This is a genomic window from Spirosoma sp. KUDC1026 (assembly GCF_013375035.1).
Lineage (GTDB): Bacteria > Bacteroidota > Bacteroidia > Cytophagales > Spirosomataceae > Spirosoma.
Window position 1 is genome coordinate 869,225 of the sequence record NZ_CP056032.1, and the last position, 22,235, is coordinate 891,459.

17 protein-coding genes are annotated in these 22,235 nt (G+C 53.0%); 9 read left to right on the forward strand and 8 right to left on the reverse strand.

Annotation, left to right across the window (positions count from 1 at the left end; translation table 11 throughout):
* The first annotated feature begins 32 nt into the window (after positions 1-32).
* Positions 33-320, forward strand: a complete 288-nt coding sequence (gene gatC, locus HU175_RS03750) for an Asp-tRNA(Asn)/Glu-tRNA(Gln) amidotransferase subunit GatC (RefSeq protein WP_176565311.1) — start codon at positions 33-35, stop codon at positions 318-320.
* Positions 321-414: 94 nt separating this feature from the next.
* Here gatC and HU175_RS03755 read toward each other — a convergent pair whose 3' ends face one another.
* Complete coding sequence (locus HU175_RS03755; protein ID WP_176565312.1) at positions 415-2,808, reverse strand: sialate O-acetylesterase; 2,394 nt, start codon at positions 2,806-2,808, stop codon at positions 415-417.
* 253 nt (positions 2,809-3,061) lie between these two features.
* On the opposite strand from HU175_RS03755, the gene HU175_RS03760 reads away from it, so the two are divergent.
* A complete protein-coding gene (locus HU175_RS03760; protein ID WP_176565313.1) occupies positions 3,062-3,523 on the forward strand; it encodes a response regulator in 462 nt (153 codons plus the stop codon).
* Here the strand turns inward: HU175_RS03760 and HU175_RS03765 are convergent.
* Positions 3,501-3,923: a response regulator gene (locus HU175_RS03765; protein ID WP_176565314.1), complete on the reverse strand. Its 423-nt coding sequence runs from the start codon at positions 3,921-3,923 to the stop codon at positions 3,501-3,503. The genes HU175_RS03760 and HU175_RS03765 overlap by 23 nt on opposite strands.
* A gap of 66 nt (positions 3,924-3,989) precedes the next feature.
* Positions 3,990-8,915 (reverse strand): CheR family methyltransferase, encoded by a 4,926-nt coding sequence (locus tag HU175_RS03770; protein WP_176565315.1) that lies wholly within the window; start codon positions 8,913-8,915, stop codon positions 3,990-3,992.
* Positions 8,916-9,065: 150 nt separating this feature from the next.
* Here HU175_RS03770 and HU175_RS03775 point away from each other — a divergent pair, with 150 nt between their 5' ends.
* Positions 9,066-10,082, forward strand: coding sequence for a chemotaxis protein CheB (locus HU175_RS03775; protein WP_176565316.1), 1,017 nt, complete (start codon positions 9,066-9,068; stop codon positions 10,080-10,082).
* Here the strand turns inward: HU175_RS03775 and HU175_RS03780 are convergent.
* The 4 genes from HU175_RS03780 to msrB form a co-directional block, all read right to left on the reverse strand.
* Positions 10,079-10,666, reverse strand: a complete 588-nt coding sequence (locus HU175_RS03780; protein WP_176565317.1) for an HdeD family acid-resistance protein — start codon at positions 10,664-10,666, stop codon at positions 10,079-10,081. The two genes, HU175_RS03775 and HU175_RS03780, sit on opposite strands and share 4 nt — an antisense overlap.
* A 178-nt stretch (positions 10,667-10,844) precedes the next feature.
* Positions 10,845-12,113, reverse strand: a complete 1,269-nt coding sequence (locus HU175_RS03785; RefSeq protein ID WP_176565318.1) for a D-alanyl-D-alanine carboxypeptidase/D-alanyl-D-alanine-endopeptidase — start codon at positions 12,111-12,113, stop codon at positions 10,845-10,847.
* 74 nt (positions 12,114-12,187) lie between these two features.
* On the reverse strand, positions 12,188-14,803 hold the full coding sequence (locus tag HU175_RS03790) for a T9SS type A sorting domain-containing protein (RefSeq protein WP_176565319.1): 2,616 nt from the start codon (positions 14,801-14,803) through the stop codon (positions 12,188-12,190).
* A 180-nt stretch (positions 14,804-14,983) separates the two neighbouring features.
* On the reverse strand, positions 14,984-15,391 hold the full coding sequence (msrB, locus tag HU175_RS03795) for a peptide-methionine (R)-S-oxide reductase MsrB (protein ID WP_176565320.1): 408 nt from the start codon (positions 15,389-15,391) through the stop codon (positions 14,984-14,986).
* A 183-nt stretch (positions 15,392-15,574) separates the two neighbouring features.
* Between msrB and HU175_RS03800 the strand changes: the two genes are divergently transcribed.
* Complete coding sequence (locus tag HU175_RS03800) at positions 15,575-17,431, forward strand: ATP-dependent DNA helicase RecQ (RefSeq protein WP_255433110.1); 1,857 nt, start codon at positions 15,575-15,577, stop codon at positions 17,429-17,431.
* 110 nt (positions 17,432-17,541) lie between these two features.
* Positions 17,542-18,324, forward strand: coding sequence for a M48 family metallopeptidase (locus tag HU175_RS03805; protein WP_317167788.1), 783 nt, complete (start codon positions 17,542-17,544; stop codon positions 18,322-18,324).
* A 1-nt stretch (position 18,325) separates the two neighbouring features.
* On the opposite strand, the gene HU175_RS03810 is transcribed toward HU175_RS03805, so the two are convergent.
* Positions 18,326-18,487, reverse strand: coding sequence for a hypothetical protein (locus HU175_RS03810; protein WP_176565322.1), 162 nt, complete (start codon positions 18,485-18,487; stop codon positions 18,326-18,328).
* On the opposite strand from HU175_RS03810, the gene HU175_RS03815 reads away from it, so the two are divergent.
* From HU175_RS03815 to HU175_RS03830, 4 genes are all read left to right on the forward strand, one after another.
* Positions 18,486-18,932 carry a DUF2141 domain-containing protein gene (locus tag HU175_RS03815; protein WP_176565323.1) on the forward strand — a complete coding sequence of 149 codons (447 nt, stop codon included), beginning with the start codon at positions 18,486-18,488 and terminating at the stop codon, positions 18,930-18,932. The genes HU175_RS03810 and HU175_RS03815 overlap by 2 nt on opposite strands.
* Before the next feature lie 185 nt (positions 18,933-19,117).
* Entirely contained in the window at positions 19,118-19,984 is an 867-nt protein-coding gene (locus tag HU175_RS03820; protein ID WP_176565324.1) for an SDR family oxidoreductase, read from the forward strand.
* Positions 19,985-20,062: 78 nt separating this feature from the next.
* Positions 20,063-20,668 (forward strand): gluconate 2-dehydrogenase subunit 3 family protein, encoded by a 606-nt coding sequence (locus HU175_RS03825; RefSeq protein WP_176565325.1) that lies wholly within the window; start codon positions 20,063-20,065, stop codon positions 20,666-20,668.
* A gap of 11 nt (positions 20,669-20,679) precedes the next feature.
* Complete coding sequence (locus HU175_RS03830; RefSeq protein ID WP_176565326.1) at positions 20,680-22,233, forward strand: GMC family oxidoreductase; 1,554 nt, start codon at positions 20,680-20,682, stop codon at positions 22,231-22,233.
* Positions 22,234-22,235 lie beyond the last annotated feature (2 nt).

The following is a 22,235-nucleotide window of genomic DNA, read 5'->3' on the forward strand; positions in this document are numbered from 1 at the left end:
CACTCATTCACTCATTCACTCATTCACTCAATATGAAGGTCGATCAGGAAACGCTGCACAAAATTGCTCACCTCGCCCGGCTGAACGTCCGGCCGGAGGAAGAAGCCGAACTGCTCAACAGCCTCAATGGCGTGCTTGACTGGATGGAACAGCTCAACGAGGTTGACACGACCGGTGTTGAACCGCTGACCCACATCTCCGCAGAAACGAACGTACTGCGCGACGATCGGGTGGCGCAGCACCTGCCCCGCGAGCAGGCGTTGGCTAACGCTCCCCAGCACGACGAACAGTTCTTCGAAGTGCCCAAGGTGCTGGAGTAGGACTCAGTTAGGATAGAATACGTAAGGTTCTAAGCAGAACAGCCCCGATGACGTTACGTCATCGGGGCTGTTCTGCTTAGAACTAACTGTACCGTTATTTTACCCGAATGTCAGCGCGGGCAGTGTCGTCTTCACCGTTGTCAACGCCGTTGCCGGGTGTTGAATCGGGGTCGGGTTGACCAGCTGCCAGTACCTGGGCGGTGCAGACACCCTGGCCGCTGGCCGTAGCCTGCGCCCGGAATCGAAGCGTGACGCTGGATTGTGCCGCCAGGTTGCTGACATTACCGACCAGCGTGGTACCGACCAGTGAAAAATCATTACCCGGAACGAATGTCTGTCCAGCAGGCAGATAAGCCCCCAGACTCAGACCTGTCGCTGTTAAACCACCGGCGTTTTTGACGGTAAGCGTGTACGTAATAATCTCTCCTACATTTGGAATCCGGTTGCTGGCCGACAGGGTAATGCTGACATCGGCTTTGTCGGCATCGGGCGTGGGCTGGTTGGACTGAACGGCGGGTAGCGGTACCTGATTCGGGTTTGGCGATACGTAAAATCCACCGCCTAACTGTTTTGTCCGAAAATCCAGCGCGGCCATATCATCCTGCCCGTCGCCCGTACCTGAGTCGGGCTGACTGTCCGGATCAGTAGAGCTGGCCTGCGCAATTTCGGCCGCATTCCGGTACGTTCCGGCGGCTGTAGGCTGAGCAATGAAGGTGAATGTCCGGCTGGCTCCTGCATTCAGGGCAAAAGCCGCACTGGTCAGTACGGTTCCGCTGGCACTCAGTTCGGACGACGAAACGAAGGCCAAATTGTCGGGTAATCGGTTCCGGACGACAACGTTGGTTGCCTGGCCTGGGCCATCGTTTTTCACCACCAGCGACAACGTAATCTGTGAGTTTTGTTCTGGCGTCCGCTGGCTGGCTCCCATTGCCAGGCTCAGATCAGCCACTTGCGGTTGTACGACGTTGTTGATTTCGAAAATATTGGACGGAACGCCTAGCAATGTAGGAGCCGTTGAGACAACCCGAATCTGGTATCGACCGCTTTGGTACGCGCTGGGCAGCGTAACCGCAATCGGGCTGCTGGCCCCGCTGCCTAAGTTCGCTACGTACTGACCATTCTGATTCAGGAGTTGCACCTGCCACTGGTTATCACCGTTAAACGTACCCAACGTAGCGAACGTAACCTGAATGGTAGAGTTAGGGGCAATGGTGTTTGCCAGTGTTCCGGTTGCTGCGAACTGCGAAGGCGTAATGGGTTGCGCGTTCTGGAAGAAGCCATCGGTCATGCTGTTGTTCCAGTTGCGGGCAAAACGAGATAGACCCATCCGGGCCGGAATCGACGCCGGATTCAGATAGTACTGCGGGTGCGTAACGGGCCGGATACCATTGGCAAAGTGAACGTCCGTGTTCCCGGCATTTCGATTGATAATCGTGTCGTTGTACGGTCCCTGAAACACGTTCAGACCCGGCGTATCGATAACGCGCTGTTGCTGGTTAACGACTTCCGTTCGGGTGACTGCTCCGTCAAAAGACGCCCGGGCAACCATCCAGGGCACATTACGTCCACCAAAATCGCTGCGTGATTTCTGAATGATGTTTGTCAGCCGGTCATAATACTGCGGGATACTGGTGTTGCCATCAGCAAAGCTGTATTCTGCCTCGCCCTGGTGCCAGAGAACCGCCCGTACCCCCGCCATGGATCCGTAATAGTTAAGAACATTTTTCAGGTTCGTGTATGGTTGCAGGTTGGGCCAGTTGCCGTTGCAGAAATAGCGGTTACAGGTCGGAATGCCGTTTGCCGTATTCGACCAGTTTTCGGCCGTTGAACCGTCCCAGCCCGTTACGTAGAACGCTACCGGTACGTTATAGCGATTGACGATGTAATCGCCCAGCTCGCCCCAGCCCCAGGAGCTTTCAGCCATGGGAAATACCCGGCGTCCGGCCGTCAGTGCTTTGTAGTTCGGTACTGGAAACGGATCGCCCGACGAGTTGAGCAGATCCGTGTTCTTGTCGTAGTAGTGGTTGATGGAGTCGATGGCGTTGACCCGGTCGGTGGCCGTTCCCAGATCGTTGTCGTTCCTGTTGATGCCCCGGGCGTTGGATTGGCCAGCCGTAATAAAAACTTCGCCGATGCCGACGGGCTGCACAGTGGCCTGGGCGGTGACGGTGCCACCGACCACGGCACGTACTGTTAGCATATACCAACCGCCCACACCTGTCAGCGACCCCAGGAATAGATTATTGGCTGGGTTCGTCTGAATAACCTGCCAGCCCGTAGCCGTTCCCTGACCGGCTGCAACAGGCGTTAGCTGAGCTTCAATGCGGTCGACCGTGCTGGTTAGTCGTCCTGATACGAACAACCGTCCGTTGCCGTCGGCCCCCCGCTGCACGACCAGACGGGTCATAGGATAAGTGATCTGAAGTTGAGCAAACGCAACAACCGGGAAGAGAAAGAGCAAAAGCGCCCATCTGGTAAATGTGGACATTTGGATCTGGTAAAATCTACCGCGAAAATAGGGAGAAAGTCGCATTGATTAATACCTGCGCCCACGGTTTGTAACTAGCTGATTCGTAGCAGATCTTTACTAGATATGGTCGCGTGTTTATTTTAGGCGTAGATGATCTATATATCCAAGAAGTATAGTAGACTTGTAATGTGTTTACTTTAGTTTTGATATACGCCTGTCCTGTCAACGGCTGTTAGTTAGGTCTCTCAAACTAATTGAATCTTAAAATTTTATGAACTACTCTACTCAATCGCGCCGACCAGCCGCTAAAGCAATTATTCTCGTGATCGAGGACAATGCTGATCAATGGTTTATAATCCGGTGGGCATTGGAGCAGCGTTTTCCTGAAGTTGAAGCTATATGGTTTAAAAATTCAGCACAGGCTCTGATGTATCTGGATAGCTGTCAACTTAATGAACAGGCATTTCCCCGATTGATTCTGCTGGATTTATACATCCCCAACCGGGAGAGTGGCTGGCGGTTTTTAGAAACGATTAAACTGCACCATCTGTATCGGGAAATACCGACCGTGATGTTAAGCTGGTCGGCGGATCGGGAGGATATTCGGGAGTCATATATGCTACGTAGCAACTCCTACCTCGTTAAGCCGGATAGTTACGAAAAATGGCTGGAATGTTTTACTGTTTTTCGAGACTACTGGTGGGATGCCGTTACGCTCCCCCTGCCTGCCTAGTCTCTCTGCTTTCGCCAGCTAAAAGCTGCTGAATATGGCGGGTAAACGCTTGCCAGTCGGTTGCCTTGTTAACTACCGACTGGGCTCCTGCCTGATAACAGGCATCAATTTCGGCTGGGTCACTGCTACTGCTGAGCATAATAACAGGAATCTGGTTCCAGCCCGAAACCTGCTTCAGGCAAATCAGCGTCTGTATACCATTCCGGCCGGGCATGTGAATGTCCATTAGAACCAGATCAGGCCGTGTGGCCTGTTCATGAGCAGATTCGATTGTCTCCTGGCATAGTGATGCTCCGTCGTCAAAAAAAGCGAACGTATGCTCTGGTAATGAATGCTTGAGAAAACGGCCGATCAGAAAGCGATAGTCAGCAGCATCATCGACGACGTATATCAATGCCATAGGCAATAAAGATTGAAGTTACTTCGTCAACAACGGTTGTCGTTGAGATGATTTATTTGGTGCTTATTAGTTAGTTACTGGATAGCTGGAAGGGAATGATATAACGAACCGAGTACCCTCCTTCGGTTTACTGGTAACTGCTATATCGCCATCAAGCAGGTCGCAGAGTTGCCGGACAATGGCGAGACCAATGCCTTCGCCGTGCCGACTGTTTATGGCCGAGATGTCTTTTTGCGCAAGACCAGGGCCGCTATCCGTTATCGTAAGCTGCCATCGCTCACTGCTCTCTACGGCCTCCCAGTTGACGGCAACGCCCCCCGTCTGCGTGTATGTCAAGGCATTGAGCAGGAGGTTCTGGGCAATCCGGTTTACTTTGATGGCGTCTCCTTCGACAAATAATGGACGTACTCCGTCAGCACGCAGCCACAAAGCTCGCTCATCGGCCATGGGTTGCAAACTGGCAATCAGTTCATCCAGTAGCTGGGCGACATCGAAACTGGCTAGATGTCGCTGTTCCTGTCCGGCTTCCAGACGGGCAAAGTCAAGAAGTTCGGTAAGCATGTCAGTCGCCTGTTTGATATTACGCTGTAACATACTTAGCATCTGCTCACGTTCTTCTTCGTCGGTTGCCAGATCGAGCATGGAGGCTGCTCCCTGAATTATACCAAAGTTGCCGCGCAGATCATGCGACGTACGTCGTAGAAATTCTCCTCGTTCTTTAATATACTGACGCAGGTTGTGAAGGTTTGTAACCGTATCACTAGAATTCCGTATTTCATTGAATAATTGCTGCTGCTGCTGCTCGGCTTGCTTCAGTACCGTAATATCCAAGCCGTTCACAACTACACCATCGTCAAATCGGGTCACCGAGATGGCAACCCATTGACTCTCTGGATTATCCGGGGTATGGCGTTCTTCGTAAAAAGGCTCATTGGTTAACCGTACCTGGCGCAGGATGTCCAGCGTCTTTTCCTGCCACAACTGTTTTTCCAGATAGGCAACCGGCTGATGAAGCAACTGGCTCGCCGTTTTATGCATCATGGCGGCAAACCGCTCGTTGCAGACGGCAAGGCGGAAATCCATTATCTGGCGATGTTCGTCATGAACGGCCTTGAAAAAAGCAATCAGGGACGTTGAACTGTTCAAAACGGCCTGTAAATGCTGATTGGTCTCCTGAATCTGCTTCTCAGCTTCTTTCAACTCCGTAATATCCCGTGCAATGGCCAGCACGCTTTGAATCCTGCCGTTCGAAGCCAATTCCGGTACAATGACGGAGTAATAGAGCGTTATGCCTTTGGGAGTGGTGAATATATTGTAATGGTCCTGGGACGTGCCGGTATCAAAAACCTCCCTTAATTTGTCCATATAGGGGATCGCCACGGAATCGGGTTGTCCCATTTCCTGGTTGGTTTTGCCCAGCAAAACCGATAAGGGGGCTCCGGTTTTCTCCGCAAAAGCCGAGTTGGCAAAGACTAATTTTAAGTCGATATCCCAGCGCGTAATAACATCCCGCGTATTTTCGACGAGCGTCCGGAACTGCTCTTCACTTTCCCGTACGCGTTTCTGGGCCAGTCGTTGTTCCGTAATGTCCTGGGCGAAGCCAACGATTTTAACAACCTTCCCCGTTTCATCACGCATTACTTCGTGCCGGTTGAACAGGTAACGCATCTGTCCGTCGTTCCGATAAATACGCCGGATGTATTCAAATGGCTGATGGTCTTTCAGGGCCTGCTCAATACGTATGGCAATGGGAGCCACGTCACCGGGGTACGTATGCGAATCCATAAAATCCGCATTCAGGCTGACCTGGCCCGGCTCGAATCCAAACAGCCGATACATCTCATCCGAATAAAGGGACGCGTTCGTTGCCAGAATAAGCTCGTAACTACCAATGTGGGCAATACTTTCGGTGCGATTAAGCAGCGTGTTGGTAGTTTGTAGCTCCTGCGTGCGTTGCCTAACCCGTCGGTCCAGTTCCTGCTGAAGTTCTTTTTGCAGATGAATATCGGCGTCAATGCCGACGTAGCCACTAAAATCTCCGTTAGGAAAAAAAGTAGGCTCGGCGTATTCCAGCATCCAGCGGTATTCGCCGTCGTGGCGCAACAGTCTATACTCGGCACTGAAGGACTCGCGAATCGCAAATTTCTGTTTGTAAACAGCTAGGTAGTTATCCCGATCATCGGGATGGATATCCTGCGCCCAGCCGCGCTCTATTTCTTCTTCCTGCGTACGACCCGTATAAGTAAGCCAGGCCTGATTCAAAAACGAATATCGCCCATCGGCGTCGGCTACCCAGATCAGCATCGGGGCGCTATCGGTGAGGTTTCTGAACCAGGCCTCGCGTTCTTCCGATAGGCGCTGCGCCCGGCGGGATTCGGTAATATCCTCAATGGCAATCAGAATCGCTTCTTGTCGCTGCTGCTGAACCACCTTGCAGGCGTTGAACCGAAGTACTTTCTCGCCCAGCTCGGCAAAATGGTGCGTAACTTCAAAATTCTGGATAACTGCGTTCTGATGTATTACGTCTTCCAGTAACTGCCGTAACCGGTCAATGTTCCACTGGCGATTATCCAGTTCGTAGATCAGTACGCCTTCAGTTTCGTCTTCGCGCAGGCGGAAGGTTTTATAAAAGGCTTTGTTCGCACTCTTTAGCCGCAGGTCCTTATCAAGTACGATCGTGGCTTCGCGAATAGTTGAAAAGATTGCTTCCGAATAGCTGTAGGCCTCTGAAAGCTGATCGTTACGTACCTGAAGCTCCTGGTTGATGGTCAGTAACTCTTCGTTAGTCGATTCAATCTCCTCCTTACTGGTTTCCAGTTCCTCGTTGATACTTTGCAGCTCTTCGTTGGAGCTGACGATCTCCTCGTTGGCCGACTGGAGTTCTTCGTTGCTGGCTTCCTGCTCTTCGATAATGGAGCGCATATCCTCGCGCAGGCTGCTCAGCTCTTCTTCCAATTGTTTGATACGCTGATTCCGCGACTGAGACGAGGTCGTTTCGGGGAGTAGCGACGGTGTAATCTCTTCAAAAAGAACCAAGTATAGTCGTTCTTCCGTATCGACGGACAGTGGGACTGCTTCAATAGCAACGTAATGAGTCTGCTCTTTAATCCGAATTTTCAGACCCGATTTACGCACTGCCTGCCCGGCTTTCTGGGCCTTATGAATAATACTACGCAGATCAAAAGCCAGGGTGGGGCGGGCCATTTTGAGCAGGTTTAGGCTGGCTTTGCCTGGGGCTGGTTCCAGAAAGAGGCCTGTTGACCCACGGAACTGGAGAATCTCCAGATCCTGATTGACAACAACAGAGGCTGGCGTGTACTGGCCTAACAGGATATTATCAACCGTGTTATCCAGATTATTGCCATTGTTACCTAGGGGATTTTTCGCCTTCATATTAACTTTAGCAGCGTTTGCTTCTGTTAACGATGTCGTTTCAAGCTGCCTTTCCAGATTTGCCTGGATGGGACCGGGCTGGAGATTCATGTCAAAGGTAGCCCGGCTGATGGCATCGTTTTTACGAACAAAGATTTTGTACCGTTTCTCTACCTGAACAAATAACGAAGTTGACGCACCAACGGTTTCTGACTTGCCCAGCAGCAGATAGCCATTTGGGTTCAGGGCATAATGAAACGTAGCAATGGCTTTGCGCTGTAATACGTTTTCGGTGTAAATCAGCATGTTGCGACAGCTAACCAGATCGAGCCGGGAAAAGGGCGGATCTTTAAACACATTATGGGGGGCAAAGACGCACAGGTCCCGGATTGCCTTGGAGATCCGATAGTGATCATCTACTTTCGAAAAAAAGCGTTGCACCCGCTTGGGCGATACGTCCAGCATCTGGCTGCGGGTGTACGTCCCCAGCCGGGCTCTGGCAATCGCTGATTCACTGAGGTCGGTGGCGAAAATGTTGATCGGGATATTGACGCCCTGCTCGTTCATGATCTCTGTCAGCAGCATGGCGATCGAGTAGGCCTCTTCGCCCGTTGAGCAAGCAGGCACCCAGATTCGGATCGACTCGCGGGGCGTTTTACTTTTAACCAGCTGGGGCAGCAGTACTTTTTTCAGGTAGTCCATCGTGTCGGTGTCCCGAAAAAAGTTGGTTACGTTGATCAGCAGATCGCTGTAAAGGGCCTTCCCTTCGGCTGGATGCTGACTCAGGTACTGCGCGTAGTCGGCCAGGGTTTCCAGCTTGTAAAGCAGCATCCGTCGGACAACACGCCGACGAATGGTTGTTACTTTGTAATGCGTGAAATCAACTCCGATCGACCGGCGTAGAAACAGGATGATTTTACGAAGGTCTTCGTCATTAGCAGTCGGATCCTGGTCATCTGCTATCTCGCCTTCGGTGTGGGCTGTCTGCCGGAAAACGTTGATCTGCTGGCTTAGCCGGATCACCTCGTCGGCAATGTCAGCCGGGGAAAGCACCTTATCGACCACCCCTTCTGAGATAGCTGCTTTGGGCATGCTCTGAAAGGAGGCCGTTTCGTCCTGCGCAAATGTGATACCGCCAGCTGCTTTGATCGCTTTCAGACCCGCCGTGCCATCATTACCTGATCCAGACAGAAGAATAGCAATGGAGCCCTCGCGCTGCCGCGTTGCCAGCGACAGAAAAAATTCGTCGATCGGCATGCGGATGGACGACGAACCGGTACTCCGACGAAGCTGACGGGGAATAAAAGTTAGCACCCCGTCAACCACCCCCATATCTTTATCTGATGTCAGGACGTATACCTGATTAGGAACAATCTGTTGCTGGTGTTCGGCCGCTACAACTGGCATCGTTGTCGCCTGGCTCAATACGCTTGATAGTTGACTGACCGGAACAAGGTCAGCATGCTGGACGTAAACGAAGGCCATCCCTGTTGCTGAAGGCATGTACCTCAGTAAATCAGAAAGGGCATCCAGACTACCCGTGGCACCCCCAATGGCAACAACAGGCACTGGTTTACGACTGGGTTGAGAACTAACAGCATCGGTATCATTCGTAAGCATAAGAGCGGTCTTTCGAAAAACTAACGGCTACTCTTTGGGTTAAAGAAATGTACCAATAGGTAGAACAGCCGGAAAAGTTAAAACTTTTTACCGAGAGGGGAGAAATTGTTGGTGTTGTGCTGCCAGGTTTCTCATTAGATAAATAAAGTCATGGCGAAGCGAGATATCATCGTTGTTGGTGCGTCGGCAGGTGGTGTCTACGCGCTGAAAGAATTAGTTGCCTCGTTACCAGCGGATTGCGCTGCGTCGATCTTTGTTGTCCTGCACGTATCACCCCATGCCCCGAGCTATCTGCCCGACATTCTGACCCATACAGGGCCGTTAGTAGCCACGCATCCGAGAGACGGTGAACCAATTCAGCCAGGGCGCATCTACGTAGCACCCCCGGATCATCATATGCTGATCGAGTACGATCAGGTAATCGTTAAAAGGGGGCCTAAGGAAAATCGCTTTCGGCCATCAGTCGACGCTTTATTTCGCTCGGCAGCTTATACCTACGGTCCCCGTGTGATTGGTGTTGTGCTGACGGGTATGTTAAACGACGGTACATCGGGGATGTGGTCGATAAAGCGGCTAGGAGGAACCAGTATTGTGCAGGAGCCAGAAAACGCTATGTATCCCAGTATGCCAGCCAGTGTACTGGAATACGTCGATGTCGATTATGTGTTGCCAATATCCGGGATGGGGTCACTGCTGACAGAACTGATTACGGAGGAAATCCTGGGGAAGCCGTTTCTGTCTCCTGAGGAAGAGGAACGAATGAGTGCCGAAATCAATATAGCAGCCGAAGACAGTGCCTTCGAGCAGGGAATATTAAATTTAGGGGAGCTGACGCCATTAACCTGCCCGGAATGCAACGGAGCGCTGATTAGCATAAAAGAAGGAAAGCTAATCCGGTATCGCTGCCACACGGGTCACGCTTTTACGGCCAGTTCGCTGCTGGCCGAAACCACGAAATCGATAGAAGAATCGTTCTGGAAAGCGGCAAAAAGTCTCGAAGAAACGGTGATACTGCTGGAACAGTCGGGGAAGCAATTTGCCGAAGGAGGCAATTCGGAAGCCGCTGAGCAGTTTTTTGACAAAGCCCGGCAAGCTCGCGAGCGGGCTAAATCAGCCCACGAGCTTGCCTATCGACAGGAGAAACTCAGTGAAGACGGGACTCTTTAAATCAGATCGCTGTGTTCGTCGAGCCGTTCTTTCAGCCGGCGCATCCGCAGGCCAGCCATGATCCGAAAAATACCGGCCAGAATAAAGCCGACGCCCGTCCAGATGACGATGTTCAGCGCGCCCAGTTCCGGATTATTCATGATCACAAAGGCAAAGACGATAATCCCCAGCCCCAGTGCCAGTAGCCAGCCCCAGTTCGCAACGCCATAGGAGCGCAGGGCTACTGACGTGCCTATCGCCGAAAAGCCGCGAAAAAGCAGCCATATTCCCAGTAAAATTGGCAGGGTTTCCAACGTAACGGCCGGATTGGCCAATAGGTAAATACCCAGTGCCAGGTCAATAATACCACCTACCAGCGTCCAGCCCCAGCCGTCGATGGCGTCCCGGTTGGAAACGGCGAAGGCTACCTCAACCAGTCCCGCAATTGTAAGACTGATACTGAACAGAACAGCCAGCGACGCATAGGCGGCCAGCGGAGTCATCAGAATCCAGACGCCCAGCCCGATCAGGAGCAGGCCCGTCAGCACCAGGAGCCACCAGTTTTTAACGGCCCGGCGCACCTCTTTAAAAATAGAGTTTTCCATTACTGTGTTGAGTCATTCAGGTTCAATTTGACAGGATTACAGCTGGGCCGCGCCACGATGGGCGCCGGGCGGACTAATGGGATGTAAATTGAAATCCTGTGATCCTGTCAAAAGGTAGATACACAGAACGAACCAGATTCCTGTCGAGTTGTTTGCCGAAAACGACTCAACACTTTGCTCAGAACCGCTCGTGAATCTGCCGGAGCAGATCGGTGGTACGCTGCCGCATTTCGCTGACCGGCTGCGTAAAATTGTTGTGCATAATGCTGAAATAGAGCGTTTTTCCCCGTTGCGTCAGGATGTAGCCGCTCAGGTTATACACCGCACTCATGGACCCCGACTTGGCATACACATAGGGTTGCTGGCTGGTGCCCATGGAACGTAACGTACCCGACCGACCGGCGGCAGGCAGAAGGGCAAACAAACGCTGGCGGGGTATCCTGGCATCGATGCGGCCCAGCAGGTCGATCAGGATATTGGGCGTAAACAGGTTGTAGCGCGACAGACCGGAACCGTCGACCCACTTGGCTTTCGTGATGGGGTAACGTAACACACTGTCGGCTACCCAGCGCCGGGCCTGAGTGGGGTCGATCTTGTCTGCCCGACGTTCGGCGGAGAGCATAAACAGGACCTGCTCGGCAAACTGATTGTCACTGACGTAAAGCATCCGTTTGTATAGTGAATCAGTAGATAGCCCACGTAATAGTTGAGCATCTGCCGGAACGGGAGAAGATACCAGGCCAACGGGGCGGTGTAACGTATCACTCAGCAGCCGGGCCGCCAGCTCCGGCGACCACCGAAAGGGTACATCCTGTTTACTGGTAACGCCAGTGCCGGGCACCGTGAACGTATTCGCAAACTCTGCCCGGTGAACGCCTGTCTGTTTACTGCCTGCTTCCAGAACGCGGACGCTATCCCGAAAAGCAGCAGGACTAATACCCTGCTTGTTGAAACGAACGACGTTACCGTACAGGGGCAGTGATACCAACTCCGCCGAGTAGTCATCGTTGTAATCATCCCAGGCCCAGCCCGGCCCAAAGCGTGGACCGCTGTAATTGTCAGCAGAAAAGAATAGCTGTTCTGGCCGACTGCGCAGAAAGGCCAGCGCCGACGTATCGGGCAGGTCGGGGTGGAGCAGGAGCGGGTTGCCCGTTCCCCAGAAGATCAGCGAATCCTGCCGGACAACGTAACGTAGCGCTGGCAGCGATTCTGAAATCCCCAGCAGCCCCGCGTAAAAGCTGAACAGCTTCGTGTTGGAGGCAGGTGTAAACGGAATATCGGCATTGTGCTGAATCAGCGCTTTCTTCCGAATAGGGTCATATACGGCTACTCCCAGGCTATGATCGGTATAGGTTGGTAGAGTGCGCAGGTCGTGGCTCAGGCGCCGGGCGGGAGAGCAGCCAGCCAGTAGCAGGCCGGTCAATAAGGCAAGAAGCAGTTTAGACATGAAGAAAGCGGGCTGTCGACGACGTTTCTACAAACGTACAGCCAACAGCCCGCTTTCGACAAGCGTGATCCGTTTTATCGGGTCAGAATCACTTTTTGGGTCAGTACCGCATCGCCTGCTGTCAGCCGCAGCACGTAAAGCCCCGTTGGTAAACCGCTCAGGTCAAGGCGCTCGCTGATTTTAGTGCCGCCTACCTTCAGGGTCTGCTGGCGAATGGACTGACCCATCATGCCCGTTACAACCAGATCGGCCTGGGGCGTTGCTTTGGGTAAATCTGCTTCAAGCTGGACAATACCCGTGTTGGCCGGGTTAGGATATACCGCAAAGCGGCCTTTGCTGATGGGCTCGGTCGCCAGAACCGGCGGTGGTGGTGGGACCTGAATCTGGAGATTGTCGATGGCCCAGCCCCAGCCGTGCACGAGCTGATCGGCGTAAAGCCGGAACCGGATCAGAACCTGGTTGCCACCCTGAAAAAAACCATTGCCTAACAGCTGAATCTCTCGTTGTTTATAGAGAGCGGTCGTGCCAACAGCCGTAGAGTTTTGTGCACTGGCGTTCGTAGGATCAGCAACAAGACCTCTGTTGAAGGCATTCAGCCAGTCGACCTGATCGTTGGCGTTGTAGCCAACCTGAAACTCTCGCCAGTTTCGGCCGTTGTCTCTCGATCCTTCCACAATAACATAATCGTAGAAACCATCATTCCCAAATGCACTGCCGGATTCATTAGGCTCCACCAGCACGATCTCGCTGAACCGAATAACCGCGCTATCCGGGTTTGTTTTTAACGTAATGGGCACCAGCAATACCGACTCGTAATTGCTCTGGTACGCATAGTTGCTACCATTGCGATAGGGATGCTCAGACTGTAGCGCAGGATTGGTAATGCCAGCCGTCGTTGTTACGCTAAATCCGTAATTGGCAAAGTCCGTTGTCGCTCCGGCCGCTGTAAACGAGTTCGTGTAGGAGGACCGGGCAGCCTGTAGACCCACGACCGATAAGGTGTAAAAGGCGGTGGCGGCCTGATTGCGCGCCCGCGACGAATCCCGCGCTACAATGCGATAGGAAACCTGATCCCCCGCTTTTAAGGAGTTTGCCGCGAAACGGATACGACCAACATACACACTATCAAAGCCGTCAATGAATGTAGCCCGATTGTAGAAAAGAGGAATGCCACTAACCTGTGTTCCTCCATTAACCCGATATTCAACATAGGCGGTGTCAATTCCTGTTGCTCTATTGTCGGAAATATGGGCATAAACAGATAGACTATCCGTTGCTGCCGGATTAAAAATAAAGTTCTTGTCGGGGCTGTAACGGATAATCGGAGGGGTGTTGTCGGGCCCGGTCTGCACCTGATGGGGAAGCTGGGAACCGTCTGGTCGTTTACCAGGGTTGGTAAAGGTTCGTCCGGAAGCATCCTGCGCCTGGAAATAATACCGGACATCACCCTGCGCCTGGGCGGCCGGCAGTGTGTAGGTATATTCATTCGTTGTACCTACCCGCGTGGGCGTAACGGAGGTGTAGGTTGTGTCTGCCCCTCCCTTGCGGTAAAACAATCGGATGGAGTTCTCGTTCAGAACGGTGTCACTAACGACCTGCACCCTAAATACCAGATCTCGACTGTCTTCACTATCCGCCAGGGGGGTGTGTAACACCGACGTGGTTTTCCACTCCATGTCGGTAAACAGATTCAGAATGAGTGGGCCTGGATTGTGAATAGCTTCGGCGTTATCAATCTGCGGAGTCATCAGTGAATTGATGTTGCCCGCTGGATAGGCAGTTTCGTCCAGGTGGTAAATGCTTGAGGAGGCCGCGAATGTCACGGGCGCATAAATTCTGGCGCGCTGTCCCGTATTTCGCCGGAGAATAGGGCCGTTCAGGTACAGGGCTCCACCCGTCAGTTGACGATAAAGGGCGTTAGAATTATCCTGAAATGAATTAACTAACCGCTGCCCCTGACTATTTTCGATAAAATTGTCATAGACGAAAGGCTGTCCAGCGGAGAACTCCCCCAGCGAGCCTGTCGTACCGAAACCGCCGATAATACCCAGCCCGTGACCAATTTCGTGGAGCACGACACTGACCAGGTCGGCCTGGCCAGCGGGTGGTTTGGCATCGGTACCGTAATACCAGTTGTAATTTTGATTGAAATTAGCGCTGATATCGGACGAGTCCGGGTGGTTGAGCTGTGTCCGGGAGATTTTCTCGGCGAGCGCAATCGGGTAAAAACTCGTAGCCTTCTGGGAGCCATTGACCAATATACGATAACCGGTTGGACCGGCTGATCCTAGTACGTTGTTAGCCTGCCGCGTCCAGTTGGCCCGAATACGAATGGGCACGGACGAAACGATCAGCGTTGACCAGATATCCACGGCGTACTGAAAAGCGGCCTGCGCCTGGGGGGAGAAACCGTTGTACGTAACGATGAACTGGGACGTAGCCGCTGCCTGCCGGGCGTTCGGGTTTTGCCGGCTTTTCAGGAACGCATCTGGGGGGAGGAGCTTGGTAAAGGCGTCACGGTTCGTGCCGTAGCAGATGGTTCTGACACCGGGGTATTCAGTACGCATCTGGCGTACAAACTGCTGGTACGAGGCAGCTTTTTCAGACTGACCGGTACGTTGAGCCAGCAGCGGACTCGACAGGAGCAGTCCGGCGACCAGAAGCCAGGCCGGCAATTTCCAATAAGTCATACAGGAAAGAGGTAGAGGTTAATATCAGGTATTGAACTGGGTTAACGAAACAGATAAAAATAAATCAGCGCTTACTATCTCATTACGCCGTCGATTGCCGACCTAAGATAGTAGTAAGCGCTGATAAATAACACGAGCAACGCCAGCATTTGTTGTACTGACGTGGTCCAATGGGTGAAATTATTCCTGATCGGCCGCACGTTTCAGAACTAGCGCAACCGAGTTGAGGCAATAGCGCATACCCGTCGGTGGTGGGCCGTCGTTGAAAACGTGCCCCAGATGAGCGTCGCAGACGTTGCAGAGCACCTCCACCCGGTGCATCCCGTAGGTAAAATCTTCTTCCAGTCGGATGCGCTCGGGGTCGATCGGTGCCGTAAAACTCGGCCAGCCCGTACCCGATTCGAACTTGTTTGTCGACTCGAACAGGTCGGTGTCGCAGCACACACAGGCGTACAGGCCGGGGTCGTGGACTTCGCAGTATTCGCCCGAAAAAGGGCGTTCGGTACCTTTTGTACGCGTAACGCGGTATTGCTCAGGGGTCAGAATCTGACGCCACTCTTCGTCCGACTTAATGACTTTCTGAATCATTGGTTCAATGAATGTTAGTTTGGTTTATCAAATAAGAGGTAAAACCGGTTGCAGGTCGATTTGTCTTTCGGAGTCCGTAAATTCGCGATAGAAACAAAAAACCGGACGTAGGGGTCTGGTACGTGCGTAGTGACGATCCGGCAGATTTTACAGCAATTTTGGGGGTATGACGCTTTCCGGCCCATGCAGGAAGAGGTAGTCAACACGGCCTTGGCCCGGCAGGATTCGCTGGTACTGATGCCCACGGGGGGCGGTAAATCCATCTGCTTCCAGGTGCCAGCCCTGGCCATGAAAGGGGTTTGTATTGTCGTTACGCCCCTGATTGCGCTGATGAAGGACCAGGTCGAGCAGCTCCGTCGGCGGGGAATTCCGGCGGCCGCGATTTACTCCGGGATGCACTACCGGGAGATTGACGCCACGCTCGATAACTGCATCTACGGAAATACTAAATTCCTTTACCTGTCGCCCGAGCGGCTACGTACCGAAATTGTGATTGAGCGGGTTAAGCAGATGACGGTTTGCCTGCTTGCCGTTGACGAAGCACACTGTATTTCAGCCTGGGGGTACGACTTCCGGCCGCCGTACCTGCAGATTGCCGAGTTCCGGGAGCTGGTTCCCGATACGCCCATCATGGCGCTGACAGCCTCGGCTACACCCGACGTGCAGAAAGATATTGTCGAGAAGCTGACGTTACGCGAGCCTGGGATTTTTCGACAAACGTTCGCCCGGCCCAACCTGTCGTACTCGGTCATGCAGGAGGACGATAAGGAGGGGCGTCTGCTTCGGGTGCTGCAACGCGTACCCGGCTCGGCCATTATTTACGTCCGGAGTCGGAAACAGACCCAGCAATTGGCTAACAAACTGAATCAGTATGGTATTTCGACCGATTTTTACCATGCTGGGCTGACCAATCAGCAGCGGGCTGACAAGCAGGACGCCTGGATTCAAAACCAGACGCGGGTGATGGTGGCTACGAACGCCTTCGGGATGGGCATCGACAAACCCGACGTACGGCTGGTAATTCACCTCGACGTACCGGATTCGCTGGAAGCGTATTATCAGGAAGCCGGGCGGGCCGGGCGCGATGGGCAGAAAGCCTACGGACTCATGCTCTATACCAAAGGTGATCTGGAGAACCTGACGTTCCGTACCGAGCAGCTCTACCAACCCGTAGCCATGCTGCGTCGGGTTTATCAGGCGGTGGCTAACTACACGGCGGTACCCGTTGGCGGGGGGGAGTTTACCAGCTACGATTTCGACCTGCATACCTTTACCAATACGTTCAGTCTGCCGCCCCAGGAAACCCACTATGCCCTGAAGCAGCTGCAGCTGGAAGGTTTCATTCAACTGACGGAGACGTACTTTCGGCCGTCGAAGTTTACGCTGACGCTGGATAATCGGCAGCTTTACGAGTTTCAGGTAATGAATCCGCGCTTCGACCCATTTATCAAGCTGCTGCTGCGCATGTACGGGGGCGAAGCCTTTATGGACTTTGTGACGATTTCGGAGTCGGCGCTGGCGAAGGCTTTTCTGGTGAGTACGGAGGAGGTTATGAACCTGCTGGATCAACTGCAGCAGCGCGAGGTCATTCTGTACGAAAAGCAGAAAGACAAACCGCAGCTGACGTTTCTGACGCCCCGTTACGACGCGCCATCACTGCCCGTGAACGTGCAGGAACTAAACCGGCGGAAGGATCTGGCGATGCGGAAAGTAAAGGCGGCTATAATTTACACCGAACACCTGACGCAGTGTCGTACCCGGCTGTTGCAGGCCTATTTCGGCGAAGCACCCGGCGAAGCCTGCGGCATCTGCGACAACTGCATCCGGCGGAAAAAGCAGCAGGAGACCCCGGTATCACCGCTCGTTCGGGAGGAGGTGCGTGCCTACGTAGCGCTGGCCAATGGGCCGGGCGTATCACCCAAACAACTCTCGCACCACTTCGCTCAGACCGACTCCCAGACGCTGGCCCGAACGCTCGAGCAGATGCTGGCTGAAGAGGAAATTCGCTACAACAAAAACGGTAACCTGACGCTGAACTAAACAGATGACTATGTTGGTGACTGCTAGGTGATTAGCGCTTGGTTTCGGCAGATCTTTAAACCTTTGCCTGGCTTACATCGTCAATAGTGGGACATCACAGATTCTTATCTATGTTTTCATTTCAGGCTATAAAAACAACCATCAGTTTATCGCTTATTTTACTTGGGCTTTCTAACGCAGTAATGGCTCAGGGCGCCGGTAACCTGGTGCAGGGAGCGCTCGACCTCGCGAACGCCTACCGATTGACGAACGCCCAGGTGGCGACTTACTCAAAACAGGCCGTTCAGAAAATGGACGCTGAGAACCCCGTCGCGGGGCCTAATGATCCGTACACACAGCGTCTGAATCGGATTGTTAGTCGTCTCCGAACGGTCAACAAGACGCCGATCAATTATAAGGTTTACCTGGTTAAAGACGTAAACGCCTTCGCTACGGCTGACGGTAGTGTGCGGGTGTTCAAAGGGCTGATGGATCTGATGAGCGATCAGGAAGTACTGGCCGTGATTGGTCACGAAATCGGCCACGTAGCTAATCAGGATTCGCGCGATGCTATGAAGCAAGCGCTCCAGCGGTCGGCCATCCGAAACGGTGGGGCTGCCCTGCCGGGGGTTATTGGGTCGCTGGCCCGGTCTCAGGTGGGTGGTATTGCTGACCAGTTGGTTGGCGCTAAATTCAGTCGGAAGCAGGAAACTGAAGCAGATGACTATAGCTACAATTTCCTGAAGCGTAACGGCTACAACGTAACCGCGCTGGCGACCTCATTCGAAAAGCTGGCCAAGGCAAGTGGCGGTGGCAGTAACAAACTGACGCAGTTTATGTCGTCGCACCCCGACAGCCAGGCCCGGGCGAAACGTATTCGTGATCGCGCCCGGCAGGATGGATTAGCCCGATAAGTCAATAAAAGGGCTTTCCCAGCCGTCCCTGCGTGGTTTTATTCGTCCCAATCGTTGCTGTTTGTCCCAGTAGCGTGCTGAACGTCCCTTTGGTTTGACCGGCTTCTGGTGGATTACTATGTTTGAGCCATAAACCAAACGACACGTAAATCCTACAAGCCATGAAAACGATCATTACTACCTTGAGCCTGCTTCTTTTTGTTTGTGTATTCTCATTTGGCAATCCTGGCCGTATGGTGGCTGATACGGCCACGCATAAGCTCACCGTTACGCTCTCCGGCGTCAATAAGCGGAGCGGCAAAGTGTATATCGGCCTGGCCAATGACGCCAGTTCATTCAGTGGACAATCGATCATGCAGAAGAGTGTGGACGTACCAGCCTCTGGTGAGATCAGCATTACGTTCGACAAGCTAAAGACAGGGCGTTACGCTGTCCGGGTCTACCAGGATCTAAACGATAATCAGAAGATCGATATGGCAGGCATGATGCCAACCGAGCCTTTTGGTTTCTCGAACGTAAGCGTGCTGATGGGGCCGCCGGATTTCGACCAGAGCGCCTTTGATCTGGATGCCGACAAGAGTATTAACATCACGATGATCGAGATGTAATAATTGCATGACAGGTTAGGCAATTTTACCGACCTACATGAAGAGCCGCCCAATTCTGAGCGGCTCTTTTCGTGTTTGTACAACAAAAAGGTACAACAGCGGTTTACAAAACTTATATACGATTACTGTGATTTCGTGACCACAGCTCGAACAATCATTTGTTTACCGAATACTCAACCCGCGTTATGAATCAAACAGAATTTCGGCCCGAATCGAAGGAGATGCCCGGTCAGCAACTACCTTACCCTGCCAAACAGTCGGACATGAATCCGGCTCCTGACAGTGATCTGTCGAATTACAAAGCGGCTAATAAGCTGACCGATAAGGTAGCCATCATCACGGGGGCTGACTCCGGCATTGGTAGGGCGGTGGCCATTGCCTTTGCGATGGAAGGCGCTAAAGTTGCCATTGCCTACAACGAAAATACCGACGATGCTAACGAAACGAAACGACTGGTCGAAAGCAAAGGTGGATCCTGCCTGGTCATTCAGGCCGATGTTCGGAGTTCGGCTAACTGTAAAGACATTGTTAAACAGACGGTTGGCCATTACGGTAAACTAAATATTCTGGTGAACAATGCGGCTTTTCAAATGGCACAGGAAAACCTGGAAGACATTACGGAGGAGCAGCTTCGGCGGAGTTTCGATACTAATATCATTGCCTATTTCTTCATGGCTCAGGCAGCGCTGCCGCACCTAAGCGAAGGCGATGCGATCGTGAATACGGGCAGTATTGTTGGTATTGTGGGTAACCCGATTCTGGTGGACTACACAGCGACGAAGGGGGCTATTCATGCCTTCACCAAGTCACTGGCGATCCAACTGGGCAAGAAAAAGATCCGGGTTAACTGCGTGGCTCCCGGCCCGGTCTGGACGCCTAATATTCCGGGTACCATGCCCGAAGATGAAGTTAAAAATTTTGGTCACGAAGTGGCATTGGAACGGCCTGGTCAACCCGAAGAACTAGCCCCGGCCTACGTCCTGCTGGCGTCGGGCGATGGTAGTTTTATGACCGGGAGCATCGTCGAAGTAACTGGTGGTAAGCTGGGCTAGAGTAACGCCCGACCTTGTCGTATTTACTGCCGGCGCGACACTGGTGGGAACCGGGCGACAGTACGTAAAAAAACATAGATGAAAACCTACTATCACTACCCTGCTGGTACCGTACGGGCTCTGCTCGATACGGATATGGTTACTGACGCAACCCGCCAGGCATTGACGGAACGATTGACCAAACAACCCAGTGCACCCAAATTCTTCTCAGAAGCGGAGTTGTCGTTACTGAAAGCGATCTGCGGCCGGCTGATCCCTCAGCCGGATCGGACTGAGCCCATCGACATTGCCGGTGGAATTGACGAGCGACTGGCCGGAAATAAGTCAGACGGGTGGCGTTATGACACCATGCCCGCCGACGGAGATGCTTATCGGACAGGACTGCAGGGCGTTGATGAAAGCGCACAAGCACTATTCGAACAACCGTTTCTGCAACTGACCGGCGACCAACAGGATGAAGTACTCAGACGTGTACAGGCTGCGGATGCGCCAGGTGCTGTCTGGGATAAGATCCCTTCTGAACGCTTTTTCGAAGAAATGCTGGCTGAAGTCGTTGGCACTTATTACAGTCATCCACTAGCACAGGAAGAGATTGGTTACGTCGGTATGGCCGATGTGCCAACCTGGCAACGTATTCAGTTGAACGAGCTGGAAACTCGTGAACCTAAACCGCTTGACCAGTAAGCCCGCCATTTATGAAACAATACACAACGAATGAGACGGTCGATGCGGTTATCATCGGCACGGGGGCGGGTGGTGCGCCCTTACTGGCCCGTTTAGCCGGTGCCGGTCTGAAGGTCGTCGCTCTGGAAGCCGGAAAATACTGGGACCCCAAAAAGGACTTTTCGACTGACGAAAAAGCACAGGAGAAACTTTTCTGGAACGACGAACGCCTGAGCGCGGGAGATGATCCACTGCCATTCGGGAGCAACAATTCGGGTACGGGTGTGGGCGGCTCGACGCTGCATTATACAGCTTATACCCCCCGTGTTCACCCCGACGATTTGAAGATCAGAACCGAGTTCGGAGTTGGTGAAGACTGGCCGATTGACTTTGAGGAGATTGCGCAGTATTACGACGAAGTCGAACACTTTATCGGTGTGTCGGGGCCTGCTAACTATCCCTGGGGGCCTTCCCGAAAGCGATCGTATCCCCTGGGACCGCTGCCCGTCAACGGTGCCGGACAGCTCATGGAGCGGGGCTGTAAAGAAGTCGGTATCAAAACGGCTCCAGCCGCTAATGCAGCTTTGTCGGCGGGTTATTACCAGGAAGGCGTTGGCCACCGACCTGCCTGCGCCAACCGGGGTTTCTGCCAAGCAGGATGCAACATCGGTGCCAAAGCCAGTATGGACGTAACGTACATTCCGTTGGCGATTAGCAAAGGTGCTGAGATCCGGCCCGAGTGCTTCGTAACTCAGTTGATCCGCGATGCATCCGGTAAAATCAGCGAAGTCGTTTACATCCGGAACGGGCAGGAAGAGCGGCAACGATGCCGGTACGTGTTCCTGTGCGCGGGAACGATTGAAACAGCCCGACTCCTACTAATGAACAACCTTGCCAACAGCAGTGGGCAGGTTGGACGTAACGTTATGGCGCACCCTGGTTTGCAAATCTGGGGAGAGTTTGATGAAGATGTCCGACCATACAAGGGTATTCCCGGCGCGATGATTTCGGAAGACATGCACCGAGCGTCTGATGCCGATTTTGTTGGGGGGTATCTGCTCCAGTCGATCGGGGTCATGCCCGTTACGTACATGCAGCAGATGGCACGGGGACGTGGGCTGTGGGGGCAGGAGCTGAAACGAGCTGCTTCGGCTTACAACCACGTTGCAGGTATCAACATCCTAGGCGACTGTCTGCCCTACGAACATAATTACATGGAGTTGGCCGACGAGAAAGACAGTCGGGGGCTGCCCAAACCTCGCGTCTATTTCACCAACGGGGAAAGCGAAGTACGCATGACGGCGCATGCTAATAAAGTAATGCGTGAGATCTGGGAAGCGGCCGGGGCCAAAAATATCTGGGCGTTTCCGCGTAACGCTCACGTTATCGGAACCTGCCGCATGGGAAACGATGGCGACAGGGCAGTGGTCAACGCTGACGGTCAGTCATTCGACATCCCTAATTTATACATCAGCGATAATTCCACGTTTCCGAGTGCGCTTAGCGTAAACCCCGCGTTGACGATTATGGCCTTGTCGTTACGTACCGCTGACCGATTCCTGACAAACCGAAACCGGCTGGATTAATT

What these genes read in the sequence shown, in the direction of transcription:
- gatC (WP_176565311.1), top strand. Translation starts at nt 33, where the DNA reads ATGAAGGTCGATCAGGAAACGCTGCACAAAATTGCTCACCTCGCCCGG.
- HU175_RS03755 (WP_176565312.1), bottom strand. Translation starts at nt 2,808, where the DNA reads ATGTCCACATTTACCAGATGGGCGCTTTTGCTCTTTCTCTTCCCGGTT.
- HU175_RS03760 (WP_176565313.1), top strand. Translation starts at nt 3,062, where the DNA reads ATGAACTACTCTACTCAATCGCGCCGACCAGCCGCTAAAGCAATTATT.
- HU175_RS03765 (WP_176565314.1), bottom strand. Translation starts at nt 3,923, where the DNA reads ATGGCATTGATATACGTCGTCGATGATGCTGCTGACTATCGCTTTCTG.
- HU175_RS03770 (WP_176565315.1), bottom strand. Translation starts at nt 8,915, where the DNA reads ATGCTTACGAATGATACCGATGCTGTTAGTTCTCAACCCAGTCGTAAA.
- HU175_RS03775 (WP_176565316.1), top strand. Translation starts at nt 9,066, where the DNA reads ATGGCGAAGCGAGATATCATCGTTGTTGGTGCGTCGGCAGGTGGTGTC.
- HU175_RS03780 (WP_176565317.1), bottom strand. Translation starts at nt 10,666, where the DNA reads ATGGAAAACTCTATTTTTAAAGAGGTGCGCCGGGCCGTTAAAAACTGG.
- HU175_RS03785 (WP_176565318.1), bottom strand. Translation starts at nt 12,113, where the DNA reads ATGTCTAAACTGCTTCTTGCCTTATTGACCGGCCTGCTACTGGCTGGC.
- HU175_RS03790 (WP_176565319.1), bottom strand. Translation starts at nt 14,803, where the DNA reads ATGACTTATTGGAAATTGCCGGCCTGGCTTCTGGTCGCCGGACTGCTC.
- msrB (WP_176565320.1), bottom strand. Translation starts at nt 15,391, where the DNA reads ATGATTCAGAAAGTCATTAAGTCGGACGAAGAGTGGCGTCAGATTCTG.
- HU175_RS03800 (WP_255433110.1), top strand. Translation starts at nt 15,575, where the DNA reads ATGCAGGAAGAGGTAGTCAACACGGCCTTGGCCCGGCAGGATTCGCTG.
- HU175_RS03805 (WP_317167788.1), top strand. Translation starts at nt 17,542, where the DNA reads ATGTTTTCATTTCAGGCTATAAAAACAACCATCAGTTTATCGCTTATT.
- HU175_RS03815 (WP_176565323.1), top strand. Translation starts at nt 18,486, where the DNA reads ATGAAAACGATCATTACTACCTTGAGCCTGCTTCTTTTTGTTTGTGTA.
- HU175_RS03810 (WP_176565322.1), bottom strand. Translation starts at nt 18,487, where the DNA reads ATGGCTTGTAGGATTTACGTGTCGTTTGGTTTATGGCTCAAACATAGT.
- HU175_RS03820 (WP_176565324.1), top strand. Translation starts at nt 19,118, where the DNA reads ATGAATCAAACAGAATTTCGGCCCGAATCGAAGGAGATGCCCGGTCAG.
- HU175_RS03825 (WP_176565325.1), top strand. Translation starts at nt 20,063, where the DNA reads ATGAAAACCTACTATCACTACCCTGCTGGTACCGTACGGGCTCTGCTC.
- HU175_RS03830 (WP_176565326.1), top strand. Translation starts at nt 20,680, where the DNA reads ATGAAACAATACACAACGAATGAGACGGTCGATGCGGTTATCATCGGC.